The following is an 18819-nucleotide window of genomic DNA, read 5'->3' as shown; positions in this document are numbered from 1 at the left end:
TATTCCGCCATCCGGACGCAGCCCTGGCGAGGACTCGCCGGGCGCGCCGTGTGCCGTGTGTCGCACGGGGTACCGGGCGCAGACGGACGCCCGGAGCGACACTTACCATGGAGGGGCGACGAGATTCGGTTGACGGATACGTGTGACGCGGAAGACGTGTGCGCCGAGACATGGGTCGTCGACGACGAGTGACGCCTCCCGGATCGGGGGCGACGACGACGGACAGGGACTGAGCCATCACATGAGCACGCCGAAGAACGTATCCGCCCTCGAACGCATACGCGGCATGGCACGGGAGGTCGCCAAGTTCGGGGCGGTCGGCGGGCTGGGCGTGCTGGTGAACATGGGTGTGTTCAACCTGATCCGCAGCACGACCGACCTCCAGGTGGTGCGCGCGAGCGTCATAGCGACCGTGGTGGCCATCGCGTCGAACTACATCGGGTTTCGCTACTTCGCCTACCGGGACCGCGCCAACAACAGCAGCCACACCCGCAGCCGTGAGCTGGTGCTGTTCGCCGCCTTCAGCGTGATCGGCCTGGTCATCGAGAACGGCGTGCTGTACACCGCGACCTACGGGCTCGGCTGGGACGGCTCCCTCGCGACGAACTTCTTCAAGTTCGCCGGCATCGGCATCGCCACGATCTTCCGCTTCTGGTCCTATCGGACGTGGGTCTTCAAGGCGCTGCCCGCGCCCGCCGCCCCGTCGCTGGTAGTCGAGCAGCGCGACGGGCAGAGCCCCGCCGCCGCGCCCCTGGCCCCCGAGCCGGCCGCGACCCCGGCCCGCTAGCGGACGGGGCGCTCCGGCTCCGTCGGATCGGGCGCCGTCCGGCTGAGGAACAAGGCGAAGACCGGCGGCTGCGTCTGGAGCAGCTCCAGCCGGCCGCCGTCCGCCTCCGCGAGGTCGCGGGCGACGGCGAGGCCGATGCCCGTCGAGTTGCGGCCGCTGATGGCCCGCTCGAAGATCCGGTTGCCGAGGTCGGGCGGAACGCCGGGGCCCTCGTCCGTGACCTCCAGCACCGCCTGGTTGCCGGTGACCCGCGTACGCAGCGCGACCGTGCCGCCACCGTGCATCAGGGCGTTCTCCACGAGGGTGGCGAGCACCTGCGAGACCGCCCCCGGTGTTCCCACGGCCCGCATGCCCGTCCGGCCCGAGCGCACGATGGCCCGACCGGCACTGCGGTAGGCCGGCCGCCACTCCTCCACCTGCTGCTTGACGACCTCGTCCAGGTCGAAGGGGACCGCCGAGCCGGTCCGGGGGTCGCGCGAGTTCGTCAGGAGCCGCTGCACCACGTCCGTGAGCCGCTCCACCTGGGTCAGGGCGATGCTCGCCTCCTCCCGTACGGTCTCCAGGTCGTCGGTCACCGTGATCTCCTCCAGCCGCATCGACAGGGCCGTCAGCGGGGTCCGCAGCTGGTGCGAGGCGTCGGCGGCGAGGCGCCGCTCGGCAGTGAGCATCCGGCCGATCCGCTCCGCGCTGGAGTCCAGTACGTCCGCCACCCGGTCCAGCTCGGGGACCCCGTAGCGCTTGTGGCGGGGGCGCGGGTCACCCGAACCGAGGCGTTCCGCCGTCTCGGCGAGGTCGGTGAGCGGCGAGGCCAGCCGGTTCGCCTGGCGTACGGCGAGCAGTACGGCCGCCACGACGGCCAGCAGCGCCACCGCGCCGACCACGACGAGGGTCCGTCCGACCTCCTTGGTGACCGTGGAGCGGGACTCCTCGACCACCACCATCTCGCCCTGCTCCCCGCGGGCGGTGCCACGGATGACGCTGCCCGGGATGCGGTCGCCCACTTCGACGGCCGGCCGGCCGGGGACGGTGATGCGGGCGTACCGCCCCTCGTCCAGTTGCTCGCCCAGCGCGAACGGGTCGACCGGCTTGCCCTCCAGCACGTCCGTCTCGACGGCGCCCACCAGCCGCAGCGCCTCGGACCCGATCCGGTCCTGGGCGCTGCTGGTGATGGTCCGCGTCTCGACGATGACGAGGGAGACCCCGAACACGGCGATCACGACGAGCACCACGGCGAGCGTGGAGTTGATCAGTCGGCGGCGCACGGCTCGGTCCGCACTCGGTTCCTCATCCCGTCGTCCACCCGGTCGTTCACCCGGTTCTTCGCTAGCTCTTCTCGAAACGGAAGCCGACGCCCCGCACGGTCGCGATGTAGCGGGGGTTCGCGGCGTCGTCGCCCAGCTTCTTGCGGAGCCAGGAGATGTGCATGTCGAGGGTCTTGGTGGAGGACCACCAGGTGGTGTCCCAGACCTCGCGCATCAGCTGATCGCGGGTCACGACCCGACCCGCGTCCCGGACGAGGACCCGCAGCAGGTCGAACTCCTTGGCGGTGAGCTGGAGCTCCTCCTCCCCCATCCAGGCGCGGTGCGACTCGACGTCGATCCGCACCCCGTGGGTGGCCGGCGCCTGCGAGGCCTCGTTCGCACCGCGCCGCAGCAGGGCCCGGACGCGGGCCAGCAGTTCGGCGAGCCGGAACGGCTTCGTCACGTAGTCGTCGGCGCCGGCGTCCAGGCCGACGACCGTGTCGACCTCGTCCGCCCGGGCGGTCAGCACCAGGATCGGGAAGCCGTGCCCCTCCGCGCGCAGTCGTCGGGCCACTTCCAGGCCGTCCATCCCGGGCAGGCCCAGGTCCAGGACGACGAGGTCGACGCCGCCTTGCAGTCCCGCGGCCAGAGCGGTGGGGCCGTCCTCCCGGACCTCGACCTCGTACCCCTCCCGGCGCAGGGCGCGGGCCAGGGGCTCCGAGATGGATGCGTCGTCCTCGGCGAGCAGTACACGCGTCATGTGGGTGATGGTAGTCCGCGGCGACCGAATCGTGGGCCAGCCCGCATACCCCTGCCGATCTGGGCTTATGGACCACTACCCGCCTTCGAATAAGGTCGAACGGTTCCCTGGGCGCCTGTGATCCATATCTCAAGTCCTTCCATATGCCGCAGTGTCGTGTCGTATGGTGGCGAGACGCCTGATGCACTACCCAGGGGACCTTTGTGCCGAAAAACGAGCCAAGGGTCTCTCCTTCTGCTCCGGGCGGATCGGCGCCTTGATACGTACACGTGTCAAGGGCTGCCCCGTCCGCCCCGGATGAAGTGAATGACCTAGGGGCCGGGCCCTGCGCGCGAAGCTGCGCGGAGGGCGTGGATCCCGGTTACGGACCTTCCTTCGCCCTCACCCGTGGGGCGAGACCCCGAGGCGTGGGGTGGACGGCCCGTCGCCGGTGCCGGCCACCCCCCACAGGGCGCTGTCCCGCTCACGAAGCGAAGCGTCCCGATCAAGCAAGGATCGACCATGGCTTCCAGCCTGACGAAGGAACCGGCGGCTCCTGCCGCCGAGAAGACCTTCTTCGGCCACCCCCGTGGCCTGGCCACTCTGTTCATGACCGAGATGTGGGAGCGCTTCAGCTTCTACGGCATGAAGGCCCTTCTTCTCGTTTACCTGATCTCGGGTGGCCCGGATGCCAAGAAGGGCAGCCTGGGCGGCGGCATCGGCATGGACGAGGGCACGGCGATCGCCGTCTTCTCCATCTACGTCTCCATGGTCTATCTGCTCGCCATGCCGGGCGGATGGCTGGGCGACCGCGTCTGGGGCCCGCGCAAGACCGTGACGGTCGCCGCCGTGACGATCATGTCCGGCCACGTGATCCTGGCACTTCCCGGGCAGGCGACCTTCTATGTCGGTCTCGCGCTCGTCGCGATCGGCTCGGGCCTGCTCAAGGCCAACATCTCCACCATGGTCGGTCAGCTGTACAAGGACGCGGACGACCCGCGCCGTGACGGTGGCTTCACGATCTTCTACATGGGCATCAACGCGGGTGCCTTCTTCGCCCCGCTGGCCATCGGCACCGTTGGCCAGAAGGTCAACTGGCACCTGGGCTTCGCGATGGCGGCCGTCGGTATGGGCATCGGCCTGGTCGTCTTCCTGCTGGGCACCAAGCACCTGAACCCCGTCAGCTCGGTCGTCCCGAAGCCGCTGTCCGCCGAAGAGCGCGCCTCGTGGTTGCGCAAGGTCGCCGTCTCGGTCGCCGTCGTGGCGGTCTTCTACACCGTCATCGGCGTCGCCGGCATGTTCACCAAGGCGTGGGCGACCATCCCGCTCACCCTGATCGGTCTGATCGTCCCGACCGCGGTGCTCGTGCGTATCAAGCGGGACAAGGAACTCGACCGCGGCGAGCAGTCGAAGATGACCGGCTACATCTGGTTCTTCGTGGCTGCCGCGGCCTTCTGGATGATCTACGACCAGGGCGCTTCGACGGTCCAGGCGTTCGGCGAGACCAAAGCTTCCGGCTCGCTGCTCGGCTTCGAGTTCCCCTCCTCCTGGTACCAGTCGCTGAACCCGGTCTTCATCATGGCGCTGGCCCCGGTCTTCGCCTGGATCTGGCTGTGGCTGAACCGCAAGGGCAAGGAGCCCACCACCGTCGGGAAGTTCGCCGCCGGCCTGTTCTTCATCGGTGTTTCGTTCTTCTTCTTCCTGCTTCCGGTCGCCATGTCCTCGAACGGCCAGCTGGTCAGCCCGATGTGGCTCGTGGGCATCTACCTGATCCAGACGGTCGGCGAGCTGTGCATCTCTCCCGTCGGCCTGTCGGTCACCACGAAGATGGCCCCGCGCAAGTACGCGTCGCAGATGATGGGTGTCTGGTTCCTGGCGGTGACGGCGGGTGACTCGATCACCAGCCTCCTGTCGGACCCGTCCGTCTTCGGTGTGGACCTCAACGGCACCGGTGCCGTGGCGATCGAGGCCACCTTGGCCACTCTGGCCGCCCTCGCGGTCTTCATGTACCGCAAGAATGTCAAGGAACTCATGGGCGACGTGCACTGACGCACCCTCCCGCGCACGTGTGGGGCCCGGCACACCGGAAGGTGTGCCGGGCCCTTCGGCTTCCCCGGGCCGCTTCGACGCTCAGGCGCCCCGCGTCTCGGACTTGAAGCCCACGAGGAACGACTTGAACCCGCAACCCACCTTGGCCTTGCTTCCCGTCGGGGTCCAGTGACTGTGATATGTGCGGCGGACGACGTGCTCGCGGACGCCCTGGACCGTGTCACAGATGATCACGGCGCGGTGCCGGGCGCCGGAAGGCAGCCGTCCCGAACAGGCCGAGGTGACGTTCGGACGGCCCCAGCGGTCCATGTCGGCAGTCGCCTTGCAGGTGCCCTTGGCCGCGCCGGCCGGCGCGGCGACCGCCGGCGCGGCGCCGGCGATGCCGAACGCGGAAGCGGCGGCCACTGCCACGAGCACGGACGTGAATGTCATGAGTTGCCCCTCGTTCGCCGGTCCGGCGGATGAAAACCGCATATCCGCCGAACCGGACGCTAGCAAGCAGGAACGATCACCCCCAAGGGATTCCGTCGGGCATGACACGAAGGGCGGACAGCGGCGTCAGCGCTCGCCGCGCAGGCGGCGCCAGGGGGTGAAGGTGAAGACCGCGGCGCCGAGCAGGATGACCGTGCCGGCGACGAGGCCCAGGGCCTTGAGGCCGCCGCCGTCCTCGGCGCCGGTCTCGGCGAGGCCGCCGGACGCGGCGGAGCCGCCGGTGGTGCCACTGGTGGTGCTGCCGGTGGAGGACGGCGAGCCGGAGCCGCCCGGCTGGGCGGTGGTGTCCAGCTCCAGCGAGACGCCACTGCTGGTGGCCTTGCAGGGGACGTTGATCGGTGTGGCGCCGGGGGTCATCGTGACGTCGATCGTCAGCTGGTCCGGGGTGAGCGTCACCTTGCCGGTCTTGCCGGGCTTGTAGGTGCCGGTCATGTCACTGAGGCTGACCGGGGCCTTGTCCGGGATCGGCTCCGCGTTGGCCGGTCCGGTGACCTTGACCGTGCCGCTGTCGGCGCCACCGAGCTTGATGTCCATCGAGGGCTTGAGGGCCCCCGCGGGGAGGGCCATGGGGCTGGCCATGGCGCCCTTGGCGGTCTTGACCGTGAGGTCGTAGCCGCCGCCGTTCTTCTTCGCGTTGATGGTGACGGGGGTCTTGATGCCGCCCGGGACGACGGCCCCGCAGTCGTAGGCGACCTCGATCGGCTTGCCGGGGAAGTCGGTCTGACCGCCGGTGCCGCCGGTGGTCGAGCCTCCCGTGGTGCCGCCCGTCGTGGTCCCGCCGGTGGTGCCACCGGTCGTGGTCCCGCCGGTGGTCGAACCGCCGGTGGTCGAACCGCCGGTGGTCGAACCGCCGGTGGTCGAGCCTCCCGTGGTGCCGCCGCCCTCGGTGACCTTGATGGTGGCGCCGACCCCGACCGTCTCCTGCGGGGAGCACTTCGTGATGAAGCCGCTGAAGTCCACGTCGTACTTGCCCGGCGTGATGGTGACGTCGCCCGCCTTGGTCAGCTTCACCTTGCCCTTCATGTCGGACATGACCATGGGGGCCTTCTTCGGGATGGGCGGGTTCTTCCGCTCCCCCTCCAGCTTGACCTCGGAACCGAGCGCGCCGCCGAGCTTGACGTAACCGGTGGGCTTGACGGTGTCCTTGCCCAGGTCCATCAGGTCGGTGTTGTTCGAGGCCGGTTTGACGGTCTTCCAGACCACCTCGACCTCGTCGCCGACCTTCGCCGTGGCGGGCGCGGTGATGGAGACGGTGGTGGTGCCCTGGACCGGGCCGCCACCTCCCGCCGGCGGGATGCACTCCACCTTGTAGGAGACGTCGGCCGCCTGGGCGGGGGCGGCCGCCAGCAGGATGCCCGCGCCGCCGAACAGCAGCGCGACAGCGGCCGCGCTCACCCTCCGTTGGGTTTTCACGAATGTCCCTTCGTCGTCGGACGGTTCTCAGACGGTGCGGATGTCTGCGGTGCATCTGGTGCGGTTGATGCGGGTGGTGCGTCGGGTTCCGGCGCGGTGTCCGGGGTGAACCACGGCAGTACCGCCGTGGGGGCTTCGGGGTCCGCCGCGGGCGGGGCGGACGCGGGGCGCGGGCGGACGCGGTCGACGACGGCCATGCCGAGGCGGAAGACGGCGGTCGGGATCACCACCAGCAGCAGGGCCCAGAACAGCAGCACGCCGTACGGGCGCCCCACGCCCCACGGCTGCGTGGCCACCACCTTGTCCCCGTACTCGAGCGAGACCGTATAGTCCCCGTGGGCGCCCGCGGCCAGCGTCACGTCCAGCCGGACCTCCGCCTTGCCGCCGGGCGCGATGGTGCCCTTCCAGCGGGCTTCCTCCCACTGGGGCGCGTACACCCCGTGCGAGGTGCCGAGCCGGAAGACCGGGTCGCGGACCGGGGCCGGGCCGAGGTTGCCGACCGTGACCGTGAACCTCCGCGTGGGCGGGGCCCCGAACCAGGTCAGAATCCCGTCGTCGCCCTCCAACCGGACCCCGGTGAGCAGCGCGAGGCGGCCGGCGCCGGACTCGGCGGGCAGCTCGGCCACGGGGTGGTCGGTGATCTTGATCGGCAGGGCGACGGTGGACTGGTCCCCGTTGACGGAGGCCACGTCCACCACGCAGGGGCACGGTTTGGGTGGCCCGACCACGGGCAGCCCGGCGGTGAAGTGCCCGTCGTCGCCGACCGCGACGGCGACACCGTCGGCGTTGGCGCAGCTGTTGGTGCCGCCGATCATGTTCTGTCCGCAGACCAGCAACATCACCAGGGTCTTGGCGCGCCAGCCGGCGCCGGTGACGGTGATGCCGGTGCCCTTGGCCACCTCCCGGAGTGAGAGCGCGGCGGTGGGTTTCCCCTCGTCGGCGGCGGCCGGGGCGGCGGGGAGCAACGCCAGCGCGCACACCGCGAGTCCGGCCGTGAGCAGGGCCCAGATCCGCGCGCGGGCCGTCCGCGCGGTGGTGTTGGCGTTCACCTCGATGCCCCTGTCAACTCGTCTCTTTCCGTGCGCTGTCGGCCCCCCGGCGCGTGTCCCCGTCCCCGTTCCCGTTCCTGTTCCTGTTCCTGTTCCTCGTGCGGGTCCTGCGGCCGGCGGGTGCGTACGAGGAACAGCGCGGCCCCGCCGAGACCGCCCAGGACGAGGAGGCCGAGGCCGAGCAGGCCCATCGGGGACCGGGGCAGGCACCACGCGGCGGGGGCGGTGCCCATGGCGCGGGCGGCGCCGGGGGCGGTGGCGGTGAGCGTGAGGCGCACGCGGTCGAACGCGGGAGCCCCGGGCCAGGGTTCGGTCAGCTCGACGCGCTGCCCGGGCAGCAGTTCCACCGGCAGGGCGTGGGCGCCGCGCCCGGCGACCTCGCCGAAGAGGCCGTCGGCGCGGACGGCGAGGGTGGGGGCGAGGGCGACGTTGCCCCGGTTGACCAGGGTGTACGCGATGACCGCCGCGCCACCCCGGCCCCGTACGGCCACGTCCTCGACGGTGAGCGCCGCCACCGTCGGGCCGCTGACGCGCAGGTGGACCCGTACGCCCGCTTCGTGCCCGGCTTCGGTGGCGACGACGGCGGCCGGATGGTCGCCGGGGGTGGAGGCGGCCGGCAGGGTGACGGTGAAGGGCACCACCGCGCGCGTGTGGGCCGGCAGCCGGACGGTCGCGCTGCGGCCGAAGTCGATCCAGGAGCCGGGGCCGGTTCCGGGGGCGGGTCCGAGGCCGGGTCCGGCCGGGGGCCGAACGGCGGGGGACCCGTCGGCGGTGTTGTAGGCGTCGGCTCCGCGCAGGGTGACGGTGTGCTCCCGGTCGGTGGGATTGGCCAGGGCGAGGCTGTCCTCCAGGACCGCGCCCGGGGCGCCGGAGAGGTAGAAGTACGGGCGTACGGCGGCGCCGGCGCGGCCCGTGGCGGGCTCGGCGGTCCAGCCCGGCCCGTCGGGGCTGTCGGCGGCGGCCTGCGCGGGCGCACCGCACGGGAGCGCGACCGCCGCCAGGAGGGCGGGGCCGAGCCGACCGGGGGCGCGGCGCCGGGGCGGGTGCGGCCGGGGGGCGTGGGGCACGGGCATGGGCCGCTCCGTTCAGGACCGGGCCCGCTCGCCGCGCCGGGTCAGCCACAGGACGCCGGCCGCGCCGGAGAGCAGCACGGTGGCGCCGAGGGTGCCCAACGCGGGGGCGGAGTCGGCGGGGCCGGTCTGCGGGAGGGCTTCGGGGGCGTCCTCCCGCTCTCCCCCGCCGGCGGCCGTCACGTCGACTTCCAGGGACGGCTTGGGGTTGTTGCCCGGGGTGCAGGTGGTCGTGGTGCCCATCGCCTTGATGGTGAGGACGCCGGCGGTGAAGGTGACCTTGCCGCTCTTCTTCGGGGTGTAGGTGCCCGAGAGGTCGGAGATCTTGATGGGGGTGTCGGCGGGGACGGCCTCGGAGTTCGCCGCTCCGGAGACGGGCACGGACACCTTCTCGGCGCCGTCGGTCTGAAGCACGGCGCTGGGGTTCATCGCGCCCTTGCCGAGCTCGATGGGGCTGGAGGAGACGCCCTTCTGGAAGGACATCGTCAGCTTGTACGCGTCCCCGTCCTTGACCGCCTTGACGTCGATGGGCGAGACCGCCGATTTGTCCCCGATGGGTGTCTGGCAGTCGTACGCGACGTCGACCACATCGGCGTGGGCCGCGGGGGCGGCCGCCAGCAGGGCGGCCGCCGATCCGGCCACCGCGCAGAGCAGGGCCGGGACCGGTGCGAGCGTGGTGGAACGTTTCCGGTTGGACACCTTCGTCTTCCCCTCGGACCACAAGTTACTGACGGAACATCAGATCGGTGGCTCAAGGTACGCCCGGGGCCTTATGGAGGGAAGACAAAGGACGCGGGTGTTCAAGCGGGGCGTCGGACCGGTTCCGGGTGGGGCATCGGGCCGGCTACGGCGGGGGGTCGTACCGGCTTTCAGGCGGCGCGCACGCCCCGCTGCCAGACGGCCGAGACCAGCGGGACGCCGGGCCGGTAGGCGAGGTGGACATGGCTGGGGGCCTCCAGCAGGGCCAGGTCCGCGCGGGCACCGGGGGTGAGTACGCCGATGTCGGTGCGGCGCAGGGCTCGGGCGCCTCCGGCGGTGGCCGACCACAGGGCCTCGTCGGGGGTCATCCGCATGTCCCGGACGGCGAGCGCGATGCAGAACGGCATGGAACTCGTGTAGGAGGAGCCGGGGTTGCAGTCGGTGGACAGGGCGACGGTGGCGCCCGCGTCGAGGAGCCGGCGGGCGTCGGGCCACTGGGCCCGGGTGGAGAACTCGGCGCCGGGGAGCAGTGTCGCGACGGTGTTGGTGCTCTGGGCGAGGGCGTCGACGTCGGCGTCGGTGAGGTGGGTGCAGTGGTCGGCGGAGGCGGCTTCGAGTTCGACGGCGAGCTGGACGCCGGGGCCGTGGGAGAGCTGGTTGGCGTGGATGCGCGGGATGAGTCCGGCGGCGGCGCCGGCGGTGAGGATGGCGCGGGCCTGGTCGCCGTCGAAGGCGCCCTTCTCGCAGAAGACGTCGACCCACCGTGCGTGCGGGGCGCAGGCCGCGAGCATCTCGCCGGTGACGAGCTCGACGTAGGCCGCCGGGTCGTCGGCGTAGTCCGGGGAGACGATGTGCGCGCCGAGGTAGGTGACCTCCTCGGTGTGCGCGGCGGCGATGCGCAGCGCGCGGGCCTCGTCCTCGACGGTGAGGCCGTAGCCGGACTTGGTCTCGAAGGTGGTGGTGCCCTGGCGGCGGGCCTCGTCGAGGTGGCGCAGCAGGTTGGCTTCGAGTTGGGCGTCGGTGGCGGCTCGGGTGGCGGCGACGGTGGTGCGGATGCCGCCGGCGGAGTAGGCGCGGCCCGACATGCGGGCGTTGAACTCGGCGGTGCGGTCCCCCGCGAAGACGAGGTGGGAGTGCGAGTCCACGAAGCCGGGGATCACGGCCCGGCCGGCGGCGTCGAAGGCGTTGTCGGTGGCGGGGGCTCTGCCGGCTTCACCGACCCAGGCGATGCGGTCGCCCTCGATGACGACCGCCGCTTCCCGGATCAGTCCGAGGGGGGAAGCGTCGCCGAGGGAGGGGTCGTTCGTGACCAGGTTGGCGATGTTGGTGATGACCGTGGTGCTTGAGGTGTTCAGGGTGCTCATGGTGTTCAGGGGCTCCTTCAGCCGCGTACGGCCGCGATCGACTCGGCGAGGGCTGCGGGGACGTCCGGGACCAGGGTGTGCGCCCCGTCCCGTACGAGGTGACGGCCGCCCACGACCGTGTGGCGCACGTCCGACGCGGAGGCGGCGAATACGGCCGTCTCGGCGCCCAGTCGGGGCAGCGGGCCCGCGGTCCTGACGGAGTCCAGGGCGATCGTGGTGAAGTCGGCGAGGGCGCCCGTCTCCAGGCGGCCCGCGTCGGGGAGACCGAGGGCGGCGTGGCCGTCGGCGGTGGCGGCGGTGAGCAGGGCGTTCGCCGTCCAGTGACCGCGGGTGCGGCTGCTGAGGCGCTCGTTCAGCTCCATCGCGCGGGCTTCTTCGAGCAGGTCGATCACCGCGTGGCTGTCGCTGCCGAGGGAGAGGGGGCTGCCCGCCTGCTGGAGCCGGCGGGCGGGGCCGATGCCGTCGGCGAGATCGCGTTCGGTGGTCGGGCACATACAGGTGCCGGTGCGGGTTCCGCCGAGGAGGCCGATGTCCAGGTCGGTGAGGTGCGTGTTGTGGACGCCGGTGGTGCGGGGGCCGAGCACGCCGTTCTCGGCGAGGAGCTCGGTGGGGGTGCACCCGTGGGCCGCCTGGCAGGCCTCGTTCTCCGCGGTCTGCTCGGAGAGGTGGACGTGCAGCGGTGCGCGCTGTTCGTCGGCCCAGCGGGCCACGGTGGCGAGCTGGTCGGCGGGGACGGCGCGGACCGAGTGGACGGCGGCGCCGATCAGGGCGTGCTCGCGGGGGCGCAGGGCGCCGACGCGCTCGGCCCAGGCGTCGGCGGTGCCGTCGGAGAAGCGGCGCTGGTGCTCGTTCGGTTCCCGGCCGAATCCGGCGGAGAGGTAGGCGGTGTCGAGGAGGGTGATCCGGATGCCCGCCGCCGCGGCGGCCTCGATCAGGGCCTCGCCCATGGCGTTGGGGTCGGCGTAGGGGGCACCGCCGGGGGCGTGGTGGAGGTAGTGGAACTCTCCGACGTTGGTGATGCCGGCCAGGGCCATCTCCGCGTACACCGCGCGGGCCAGCGCGTAGTACGTGTCGGGGGTGAGGTTCTGGGCGACCTGGTACATGAATTCGCGCCAGGTCCAGAAGGTGCCGCTGCCGACCTGGACGAGGGAGCGCAGGGCCCGGTGGAAGGCGTGGCTGTGCGCGTTGGCCAGGCCGGGGACGGTGAGGCCGCGCAGGACCTCCGCGCCGCGCGGCGGGGCGTGGACGCCGGAGGTCAGTGTGGCGATCCGACCGTCCTCGGATACCTCCAGGGCGACGCCCGGCTCGACGTGGGCGCCGAGCCAGGCGTGTTCCAGCCAGTACGTCTTCAACGGCACGCGAGACCTTCCAGTACGTCGGCGAGGGCGAGGACTCCGGCGACGCAGTCGTCCTCGGCGGCGAACTCCCGGGGCGAGTGGGAGACGCCGGTGGGGTTGCGTACGAACAGCATCGCGGTCGGGACGGCGGCGGAGAGGATTCCGGCGTCGTGTCCCGCCCCGGTGCCGAGGACGGGGACGGCCCCGCCCAGGATGCGGTTCAGTTCGTCGCGCAGCGCGTGCTCGAACTCCACGACCGGGGTGAAGGACTCCCGGACCACCGCCAGGTCGATGCCGTCCTGGTCGGCGCGCTCGTGGGCGGCCTTCTCGATGGCCGTGACGACCGTGTCGAGGGTGGTCTGGTCGGCGGCGCGGGAGTCGAGCCAGCCCCGTACGAGCGAGGGGATGGCGTTGACCCCGTTGGGCTCGACCGCGATCTTCCCGAAGGTGGCGACGGCGCCGGCGAGGGCCGCCTCCGTCCGGGCGGCCAGGACGGTCGCCGCGTACGTGAGCATCGGGTCGCGCCGGTCCACGAGACGGGTGGTGCCCGCGTGGTTGGCCTCGCCGCGGAAGTCGAAGCGCCAGCGCCCGTGGGGCCAGATCGCGGAGGCGATGCCGACGCGGTCGCCGGAGAGGTCCAGCGCCCGTCCCTGTTCGACGTGCAGCTCGACGAAGGCGCCGATCCGGGCGAGGCGTTCGGGATCGGCCCCGATCGCCTCGGGGTCGTATCCGGCGGCTTCCATCGCCCGGGGCAGGCTCACGCCGTCGGCGTCGCGCAGCTCGTACGCCTTCTCCTTGGTCAGCTGCCCCGCGGTGAGGCGGGAGCCGACGCAGGCGAGGCCGAAGCGGGCCCCTTCCTCGTCACCGAAGTTGGTGATGGCCAGCGGCCTGGAGAACTCCGCACCCCTGTGGCGGAGTTCGTCCAGGGCCGCGAAGGAGGACACCACGCCGAGGGGGCCGTCGAAGGCGCCGCCGTCGGGGACGGAGTCCAGGTGCGAGCCGGTGACGACGGCGTCGCCCGCGAGGGGGTCGCCGAGCCAGGCCCACTGGTTGCCGTTGCGGTCCGTCTCGTACGCGAGCCCGCGGGCCAGCGCCTGCTCCCGGAACCAGGTCCGGCACTCGGCGTCCGCGCCGGTCCACGCGTACCGGCGGTACCCGCCGGTGTCCGTGTGGCGGCCGAGGGGGGCGAGATCGCTCCACATGCCGTGGAAGGAGCGGGCGCCGCCGGACGCCGCCGGGGCCGGGGCTCCGGCGGCGCCGTGGTCGGGGGTGTGCGAGGTCACGCGTCGTCGCCCTCGCGCATCGGGACGCGCACGCCGCGCTCGTCCGCCACCGTCTCGGCGATGTCGTAGCCGGCGTCGACGTGGCGGATGACGCCCATGCCCGGGTCGTTTGTCAGGACGCGGCGGATCTTCTCGCCGGCGAGCTTGGTGCCGTCGGCGACCGAGACCTGGCCCGCGTGGATCGAGCGGCCCATGCCGACGCCGCCGCCGTGGTGGATGGAGACCCAGGACGCGCCGGAGGCGACGTTGACCATGGCGTTGAGCAGCGGCCAGTCGGCGATCGCGTCGGAGCCGTCGAGCATGGCCTCGGTCTCGCGGTACGGGGAGGCGACGGAACCGCAGTCGAGGTGGTCGCGGCCGATGGCGAGCGGGGCCGCGAGTTCGCCGGAGGCGACCATGTCGTTGAAGCGCTCGCCGGCCTTGTCGCGCTCGCCGTAACCGAGCCAGCAGATCCGCGCGGGCAGGCCCTGGAAGTGGACGCGCTCGCCGGCCATCTTGATCCAGCGGTGAAGGGACTCGTTCTCGGGGAAGAGTTCGAGCATCGCCTTGTCGGTCTTGTGGATGTCCGAGGCCTCGCCGGACAGCGCCGCCCAGCGGAAGGGGCCCTTGCCTTCGCAGAACAGCGGCCGGATGTAGGCGGGGACGAAGCCGGGGAAGGCGAAGGCGCGTTCGTAGCCGGCCAGCCGGGCCTCGCCGCGGATGGAGTTGCCGTAGTCGAAGACCTCGGCGCCGGCGTCCATGAAGCCGACCATGGCCTCGACGTGCTTGGCCATGGACTCGCGGGCGCGGGTGGTGAAGCCCGCCGGGTCCTTGGCCGCGTAGTCGGCCATGTCGTCGAAGGCGACGCCGGTCGGCAGGTAGGCGAGCGGGTCGTGGGCGGAGGTCTGGTCCGTGACGATGTCGATCGGGGCGCCCTCGGCGAGCATCTGCGGGAGCAGGTCCGCCGCGTTGCCGAGCAGGCCGATGGAGAGCGGCTTGCGGGCGTCGCGCGCCTCGACCGCGAGCTGGAGCGCGTGCCGCAGGTTGTCGGCCTTCACGTCCAGGTAGCGGTGCTCGATGCGGCGCTCGATGGCGCGCGGGTCGACGTCGATGCAGATCGCGACGCCGTCGTTCATCGTCACCGCGAGCGGCTGGGCGCCGCCCATGCCGCCGAGGCCGGCGGTGAGGGTGATGGTGCCGGCGAGGGTGCCGCCGACCCCTCCCTTACCGATCGAATGCAGCTTGGCGGCGACGGCGGCGAAGGTCTCGTAGGTGCCCTGGAGGATGCCCTGGGTGCCGATGTAGATCCAGGAGCCGGCGGTCATCTGGCCGTACATGGTCAGGCCGAGGTGCTCCAGGCGGCGGAACTCCTCCCAGTTGGCCCAGTCGCCGACCAGGTTGGAGTTGGCGAGCAGGACGCGCGGCGCCCACTCGTGGGTCTGCATCACGCCGACCGGGCGGCCGGACTGGACGAGCATCGTCTCGTCCTGCTTCAGCGTGCGCAGGGTGCGGACCATCGCGTCGTACGAGCGCCAGTCGCGGGCGGCCTTGCCGGTGCCGCCGTAGACGACGAGCTTGTCCGGGTGCTCGGCGACCTCGGGGTCGAGGTTGTTCTGGAGCATGCGCAGGGCGGCTTCCTGCTGCCATCCCAGGGCGCTGAGCTCGGTACCTCGCGCGGCACGTACGGGGCGGGGTCCTGACATGGCGGTGCCTCCTCCGATGTTGGTCAATCCATTCACATCCTCGCTGCATGAATAGATCCAGTCAACAGCTGCGGGCCATCGCGCCGGATGATGGGATGGCGGACATGGCTTCCGACAGGACAGCGGACGGGACGGCGGGCCGGGCAGCGGCCGGGAAATCGGCCGGACCATCGGGCCCGGCGACCGACGAGGAAGGGCGGGCCGCCGCCCGCCGACGGGACCTTGCCGTCAGGGCGGCCGTCGCGCAGGGACTGGTGGGCGGGGCGGAGTCGGGCGAGCCACTGGTCTGCCTCCTGGACACCGCGGGCATCCGCGCCTCCGCCCGGGCCCTGACCGGCGCCTTCGCCTCGGCGCTCGCGCCGGGCACCCCCGTCCTGCACGCCTTCGCGGTCAAGGCCGCCCCGCTGGTCCCGGTGCTGCGGCTGCTCGCGGACGAAGGGATCGGCTGCGAGGTGGCGAGCCCCGGGGAGCTGGCACTGGCCCGGGCGGCCGGGGTGGCGCCCGCGGACACCGTCCTGGACTCCCCCGCCAAGACGCCGGCGGAGCTGCGCGAGGCCCTCGCCCTCGGGATCGCCGTCAACGTCGACAACCGGCAGGAGCTGGAGCGGGTGGACGCCCTGGTGTCGGCGGGCCCGTCCCGCTCGCCGGTCGGCGTACGGGTCAACCCGCAGACCGGCGCCGGCACGATCGACGCCCTCTCGACGGCGACCGCCACCTCCAAGTTCGGGGTCCCGCTGCGCGATCCGGGAGCCCGGGCGTGGCTCGTGGAGGCCTATCTGGACCGGCCGTGGCTGACCCGGTTGCACGCCCACTCCGGTTCGCAGGGCGTGCCGTTGGCGCTGATCGCGCAGGGCGTACGGGAACTGCACGCCCTGGCGGAGGAGATCAACGCGGCGGCCGGACGCCGCCAGGTCGACACCCTCGACATCGGCGGCGGCCTCCCGGTGAACTTCGCCTCCGACGCGGCCACCCCGACGTACGCGCAGTACGTGGCGGCCCTGCGGGAGGCCGTCCCGGCCCTGTTCGACGGCGGCTACGGCCTGGTCACCGAGTTCGGGCGGTCCCTGCTCGCCAAGCACGGACTGATCCTCGCGCGGGTCGAGTACGCGAAGGCGACCGGCGGGCGCCGCATCGCGGTGACCCACGCGGGCGTGCAGTTGGCCACGCGCACGGTGTACGCGCCGGCGTCCTGGCCCTTGCGCATCCTCCCGTACGACCCGAACGGCTCCCCGCTGACCGGCCCCCCTCTCCCCCAGGACATCGCGGGCCCGGCGTGCTTCGCCGGCGACCTGCTGGCGACGGCGCGGGAGCTTCCGGAGCTCTCGGCGGGGGACCTGATCGGCGTCCCCGACACCGGCGCCTACTTCTTCACCGCCCACTACGGCTACAACAGCCTCCCGCGGCCGGCGATCCACGGCTTCACGGTGACCGCCGCGGGCGAGGTCCGCTTCGCCCTGGCCCGCCCGGCGCAGTCACCGGCCTCGATCGTCGCCGAGGCGGGCGGCGACCTCCGGGACGCGCTCCGGTAGCGGTCGCGCGCCGCCGCGCCGGCGGCCCCTCACCCCGCCCGTGGCCGGCCGCGCACACCGGGACGGGTGCAGCCCGTGGCGATCTGTCCCGTCCGACGGCTGCCGCGGCTCCGGCCCCCTCGGCGCGGAGCGCGCCGAGGGGGCGCCCGGGACGGCAGTCGGCACCGGTTCGGCGGCCTGCCGCCGGCTTGTCGGGCGTCGGTCGGCGGCAAGCCGTCGACAGAGGGTGGGCGGTTCGACGCCGACCCACGTCAGCCGCAGTGCGGCGATCGCCGGCGGCCCGTCGTCCCGTCCCGGTGTGCGCGGTCGGCCACAGGCGCCCGGGCAGCGCTCACCGGGGCTCCGCGCCGGGCCCCCCGCCTCGCGCACCGGCGGGGCCTGATGCGCCCGCGCCCGCCCGCGTCACTCCACGAACAGGCCGCGGGACGCCGCGCGGGCGTCGAAGGCCTCAAGGCGGGACTGCGCGTCGGGCAGGGCGTCGGCCATGGCCTCCAGCAGGACCCGGCCCAACAGCATCGGCGCGCACGCCGTGTCGAAGGCCAGCCCCGTGCCCACCGGCGCCGGGATCAACAGGTCCGAGTGGCGCGCCACCGGGGCGAAGGCGGAGTCGGCGACGGTCACCACCGTCAGCCCGGCCGCCCGCCCGTGGTCCAGGGCCTCCACGACCTCCCGCGGGTGCCGGGGCAGCGCGAAGCACAGCAGCGCCGAGGCGCCGGCCGCCACCGCCGCGTCGATCCGGTCGGCGAGCATCGAGCCGCCCTCGTCGAGCAGCCGGACGTCGGGATGGACCTTGGCGGCGAAGTACGCGAAGCCCCGCGCCTGCGAGGACGCCGCGCGCAACCCCAGCACCGGCAGCGGGCGGGACCCGGCCAGCAGCCGACCCGCCTCCTGGACGGGTGCGGGATCGGCGAGCATGGCCGAGAGCCGGCGCAGGTTCTCGATCTCCCCCTGGACGGCCTGCTGGTACTCGTTGTACGGGTCCTGCCGCCCGCCCTCCGGCCGCTCGGCCGGCGCCACCTCGCGCAGGTGGCGCCGGAGCGCCGGGTATCCGTCGAAGCCGAGCGCCACCGCGAAGCGCGTCACGGACGGCTGGCTGACCCCGGCCAGTTCCGCGAGCTCCACGCTCGACAGGAAGGGCACTTCCGCGGCGCCCCGCACCATGCAGTGCGCGATCCGCCGCTGGGTCGGCGTCAACCGGTGCCCCTCGAACAGCTTCTGCAGCCTCGCGGCCGGGCTGTCGCTCATCCCGTCCCCTCCGTCCCCGATACCGGTGAATATTCAGTCACCGAGCACTCTGCATGTGGTTATGCAGGACGGCAAGCCGCGGATCGCTGCGCGAGACGGGGGTTAGCCCCAGTGTCCGGGCGGCCGCGGGTTCCTACGGTGGGCGCATGGAGCGCCAGGAGCTGAAGAAGGAACTCGACGCCACGTTGGGCGCGCGCAGGGAGCTGGGTCCGGAGTACGAGCCCGCACTGGTGGACTCGTTCGTCGACACGATCCACACGCAGGTCAGACGCCGACTGGCGGAGGAACGGCTGGCGACGGCCCGCGGTGAGCGTCCCGGGCACTCGGCGGACGACGGGAACTTCGGCGAGCGGTTCGGCTTCGCCATCGTCACGCTGGTGCTGGCGGTCCCCCTGACGGCCATCGCCGCGGCCCAGGCGCACCTCACGGGACTGCTGGTCTCCTGGGCCGGGATCGTCGCGGTGAACTTCGCCCACGCCGCCAAGCGCCTCCCGCGCCGCCACCCCGGCGACCGCCCGGCCTGAGCCGACACCGGCGGAGCAGAAACAGAAACGGGCGGAGCACCGACGGACGGGCGCGGGGACCGCCGCACCCCCGGTTGCCCGGGGGGCGGGACGACGGCGGTCCCCGCGCAGGACACGGGCCGGGTCAGGGCCGTCCGCGTCCGTGGCGTTCACGCGGTCCGGGAGCCGCTCCGGAAGTACGCCAACGCCGTTCCGTGGTGCCGGTCGGGGCCTGCGCCGCTCCCCGCCGACAACCACCACTGTGCCGGAGCCGTGTTAAGCCGGTGCTGCCGTCACGTGTCGGGCCCGTACCGATCGGGCGACAGGCCGACGAGAG

The 18819-nt window shown here is 72.7% G+C and carries 16 protein-coding genes; 4 read left to right on the top strand and 12 right to left on the bottom strand.

Features of this window, described 5'->3' with window-relative positions; genetic code table 11:
* Positions 1 to 241: 241 nt before the first annotated feature.
* Positions 242 to 787, top strand: a complete 546-nt coding sequence (locus E6R62_RS13570; RefSeq protein ID WP_136213633.1) for a GtrA family protein — start codon at positions 242 to 244, stop codon at positions 785 to 787.
* On the opposite strand, the gene E6R62_RS13565 is transcribed toward E6R62_RS13570, so the two are convergent.
* Together E6R62_RS13565 and E6R62_RS13560 are read right to left on the bottom strand one after the other, a co-directional pair.
* The gene (locus E6R62_RS13565) at positions 784 to 2049 is read right to left on the bottom strand and encodes an ATP-binding protein (RefSeq protein ID WP_136213632.1); all 1266 of its coding nucleotides are present in this window, start codon (positions 2047 to 2049) and stop codon (positions 784 to 786) included. The genes E6R62_RS13570 and E6R62_RS13565 overlap by 4 nt on opposite strands.
* A gap of 61 nt (positions 2050 to 2110) precedes the next feature.
* Positions 2111 to 2788, bottom strand: coding sequence for a response regulator transcription factor (locus E6R62_RS13560; protein WP_136213631.1), 678 nt, complete (start codon positions 2786 to 2788; stop codon positions 2111 to 2113).
* Between the two features lie 501 nt (positions 2789 to 3289).
* On the opposite strand from E6R62_RS13560, the gene E6R62_RS13555 reads away from it, so the two are divergent.
* A complete protein-coding gene (locus tag E6R62_RS13555; protein ID WP_136213630.1) occupies positions 3290 to 4816 on the top strand; it encodes a peptide MFS transporter in 1527 nt (508 codons plus the stop codon).
* Between the two features lie 81 nt (positions 4817 to 4897).
* On the opposite strand, the gene E6R62_RS13550 is transcribed toward E6R62_RS13555, so the two are convergent.
* The 9 genes from E6R62_RS13550 to hutU all read right to left on the bottom strand — a co-directional run bounded on the left by E6R62_RS13550 (position 4898) and on the right by hutU (position 15205).
* Positions 4898 to 5248 carry a hypothetical protein gene (locus tag E6R62_RS13550; RefSeq protein WP_136213629.1) on the bottom strand — a complete coding sequence of 117 codons (351 nt, stop codon included), beginning with the start codon at positions 5246 to 5248 and terminating at the stop codon, positions 4898 to 4900.
* 126 nt (positions 5249 to 5374) lie between these two features.
* Entirely contained in the window at positions 5375 to 6703 is a 1329-nt protein-coding gene (locus tag E6R62_RS39495) for a hypothetical protein (RefSeq protein WP_168714040.1), read from the bottom strand.
* 14 nt (positions 6704 to 6717) lie between these two features.
* Positions 6718 to 7770, bottom strand: a complete 1053-nt coding sequence (locus tag E6R62_RS13540) for a hypothetical protein (protein WP_240801649.1) — start codon at positions 7768 to 7770, stop codon at positions 6718 to 6720.
* Positions 7767 to 8843, bottom strand: a complete 1077-nt coding sequence (locus E6R62_RS13535; protein WP_136213628.1) for a hypothetical protein — start codon at positions 8841 to 8843, stop codon at positions 7767 to 7769. Before E6R62_RS13535 ends, E6R62_RS13540 begins: the two co-directional genes overlap by 4 nt.
* Positions 8844 to 8855: 12 nt before the next feature.
* The gene (locus E6R62_RS13530) at positions 8856 to 9539 is read right to left on the bottom strand and encodes an LPXTG cell wall anchor domain-containing protein (protein ID WP_136213627.1); all 684 of its coding nucleotides are present in this window, start codon (positions 9537 to 9539) and stop codon (positions 8856 to 8858) included.
* A 170-nt stretch (positions 9540 to 9709) separates the two neighbouring features.
* On the bottom strand, positions 9710 to 10903 hold the full coding sequence (gene hutI / locus E6R62_RS13525) for an imidazolonepropionase (RefSeq protein WP_136213626.1): 1194 nt from the start codon (positions 10901 to 10903) through the stop codon (positions 9710 to 9712).
* Positions 10904 to 10920: 17 nt separating this feature from the next.
* Positions 10921 to 12261 carry a formimidoylglutamate deiminase gene (locus tag E6R62_RS13520; protein WP_136213625.1) on the bottom strand — a complete coding sequence of 447 codons (1341 nt, stop codon included), beginning with the start codon at positions 12259 to 12261 and terminating at the stop codon, positions 10921 to 10923.
* A complete protein-coding gene (locus E6R62_RS13515) occupies positions 12252 to 13442 on the bottom strand; it encodes an allantoate amidohydrolase (RefSeq protein ID WP_136213669.1) in 1191 nt (396 codons plus the stop codon). The genes E6R62_RS13520 and E6R62_RS13515 overlap by 10 nt, the downstream gene beginning before the upstream one ends.
* A 77-nt stretch (positions 13443 to 13519) precedes the next feature.
* A complete protein-coding gene (gene hutU, locus E6R62_RS13510) occupies positions 13520 to 15205 on the bottom strand; it encodes a urocanate hydratase (RefSeq protein WP_136213624.1) in 1686 nt (561 codons plus the stop codon).
* A gap of 104 nt (positions 15206 to 15309) precedes the next feature.
* Between hutU and E6R62_RS13505 the strand changes: the two genes are divergently transcribed.
* Positions 15310 to 16734 carry a diaminopimelate decarboxylase gene (locus E6R62_RS13505; protein WP_136213623.1) on the top strand — a complete coding sequence of 475 codons (1425 nt, stop codon included), beginning with the start codon at positions 15310 to 15312 and terminating at the stop codon, positions 16732 to 16734.
* A 402-nt stretch (positions 16735 to 17136) separates the two neighbouring features.
* Here E6R62_RS13505 and E6R62_RS13500 read toward each other — a convergent pair whose 3' ends face one another.
* Positions 17137 to 17979 carry a MurR/RpiR family transcriptional regulator gene (locus E6R62_RS13500; RefSeq protein WP_136213622.1) on the bottom strand — a complete coding sequence of 281 codons (843 nt, stop codon included), beginning with the start codon at positions 17977 to 17979 and terminating at the stop codon, positions 17137 to 17139.
* A 146-nt stretch (positions 17980 to 18125) separates the two neighbouring features.
* On the opposite strand from E6R62_RS13500, the gene E6R62_RS13495 reads away from it, so the two are divergent.
* Positions 18126 to 18503 carry a hypothetical protein gene (locus E6R62_RS13495; RefSeq protein WP_136213621.1) on the top strand — a complete coding sequence of 126 codons (378 nt, stop codon included), beginning with the start codon at positions 18126 to 18128 and terminating at the stop codon, positions 18501 to 18503.
* Positions 18504 to 18819: the final 316 nt, after the last annotated feature.

Origin of the sequence: Streptomyces sp. A1136 (genome assembly GCF_004795055.1) — a bacterium.
GTDB lineage: Bacteria > Actinomycetota > Actinomycetes > Streptomycetales > Streptomycetaceae > Streptomyces.
The sequence above is the reverse complement of the archived record's forward strand: the minus strand, read 5'-3'. Positions and strand labels throughout refer to the sequence as shown.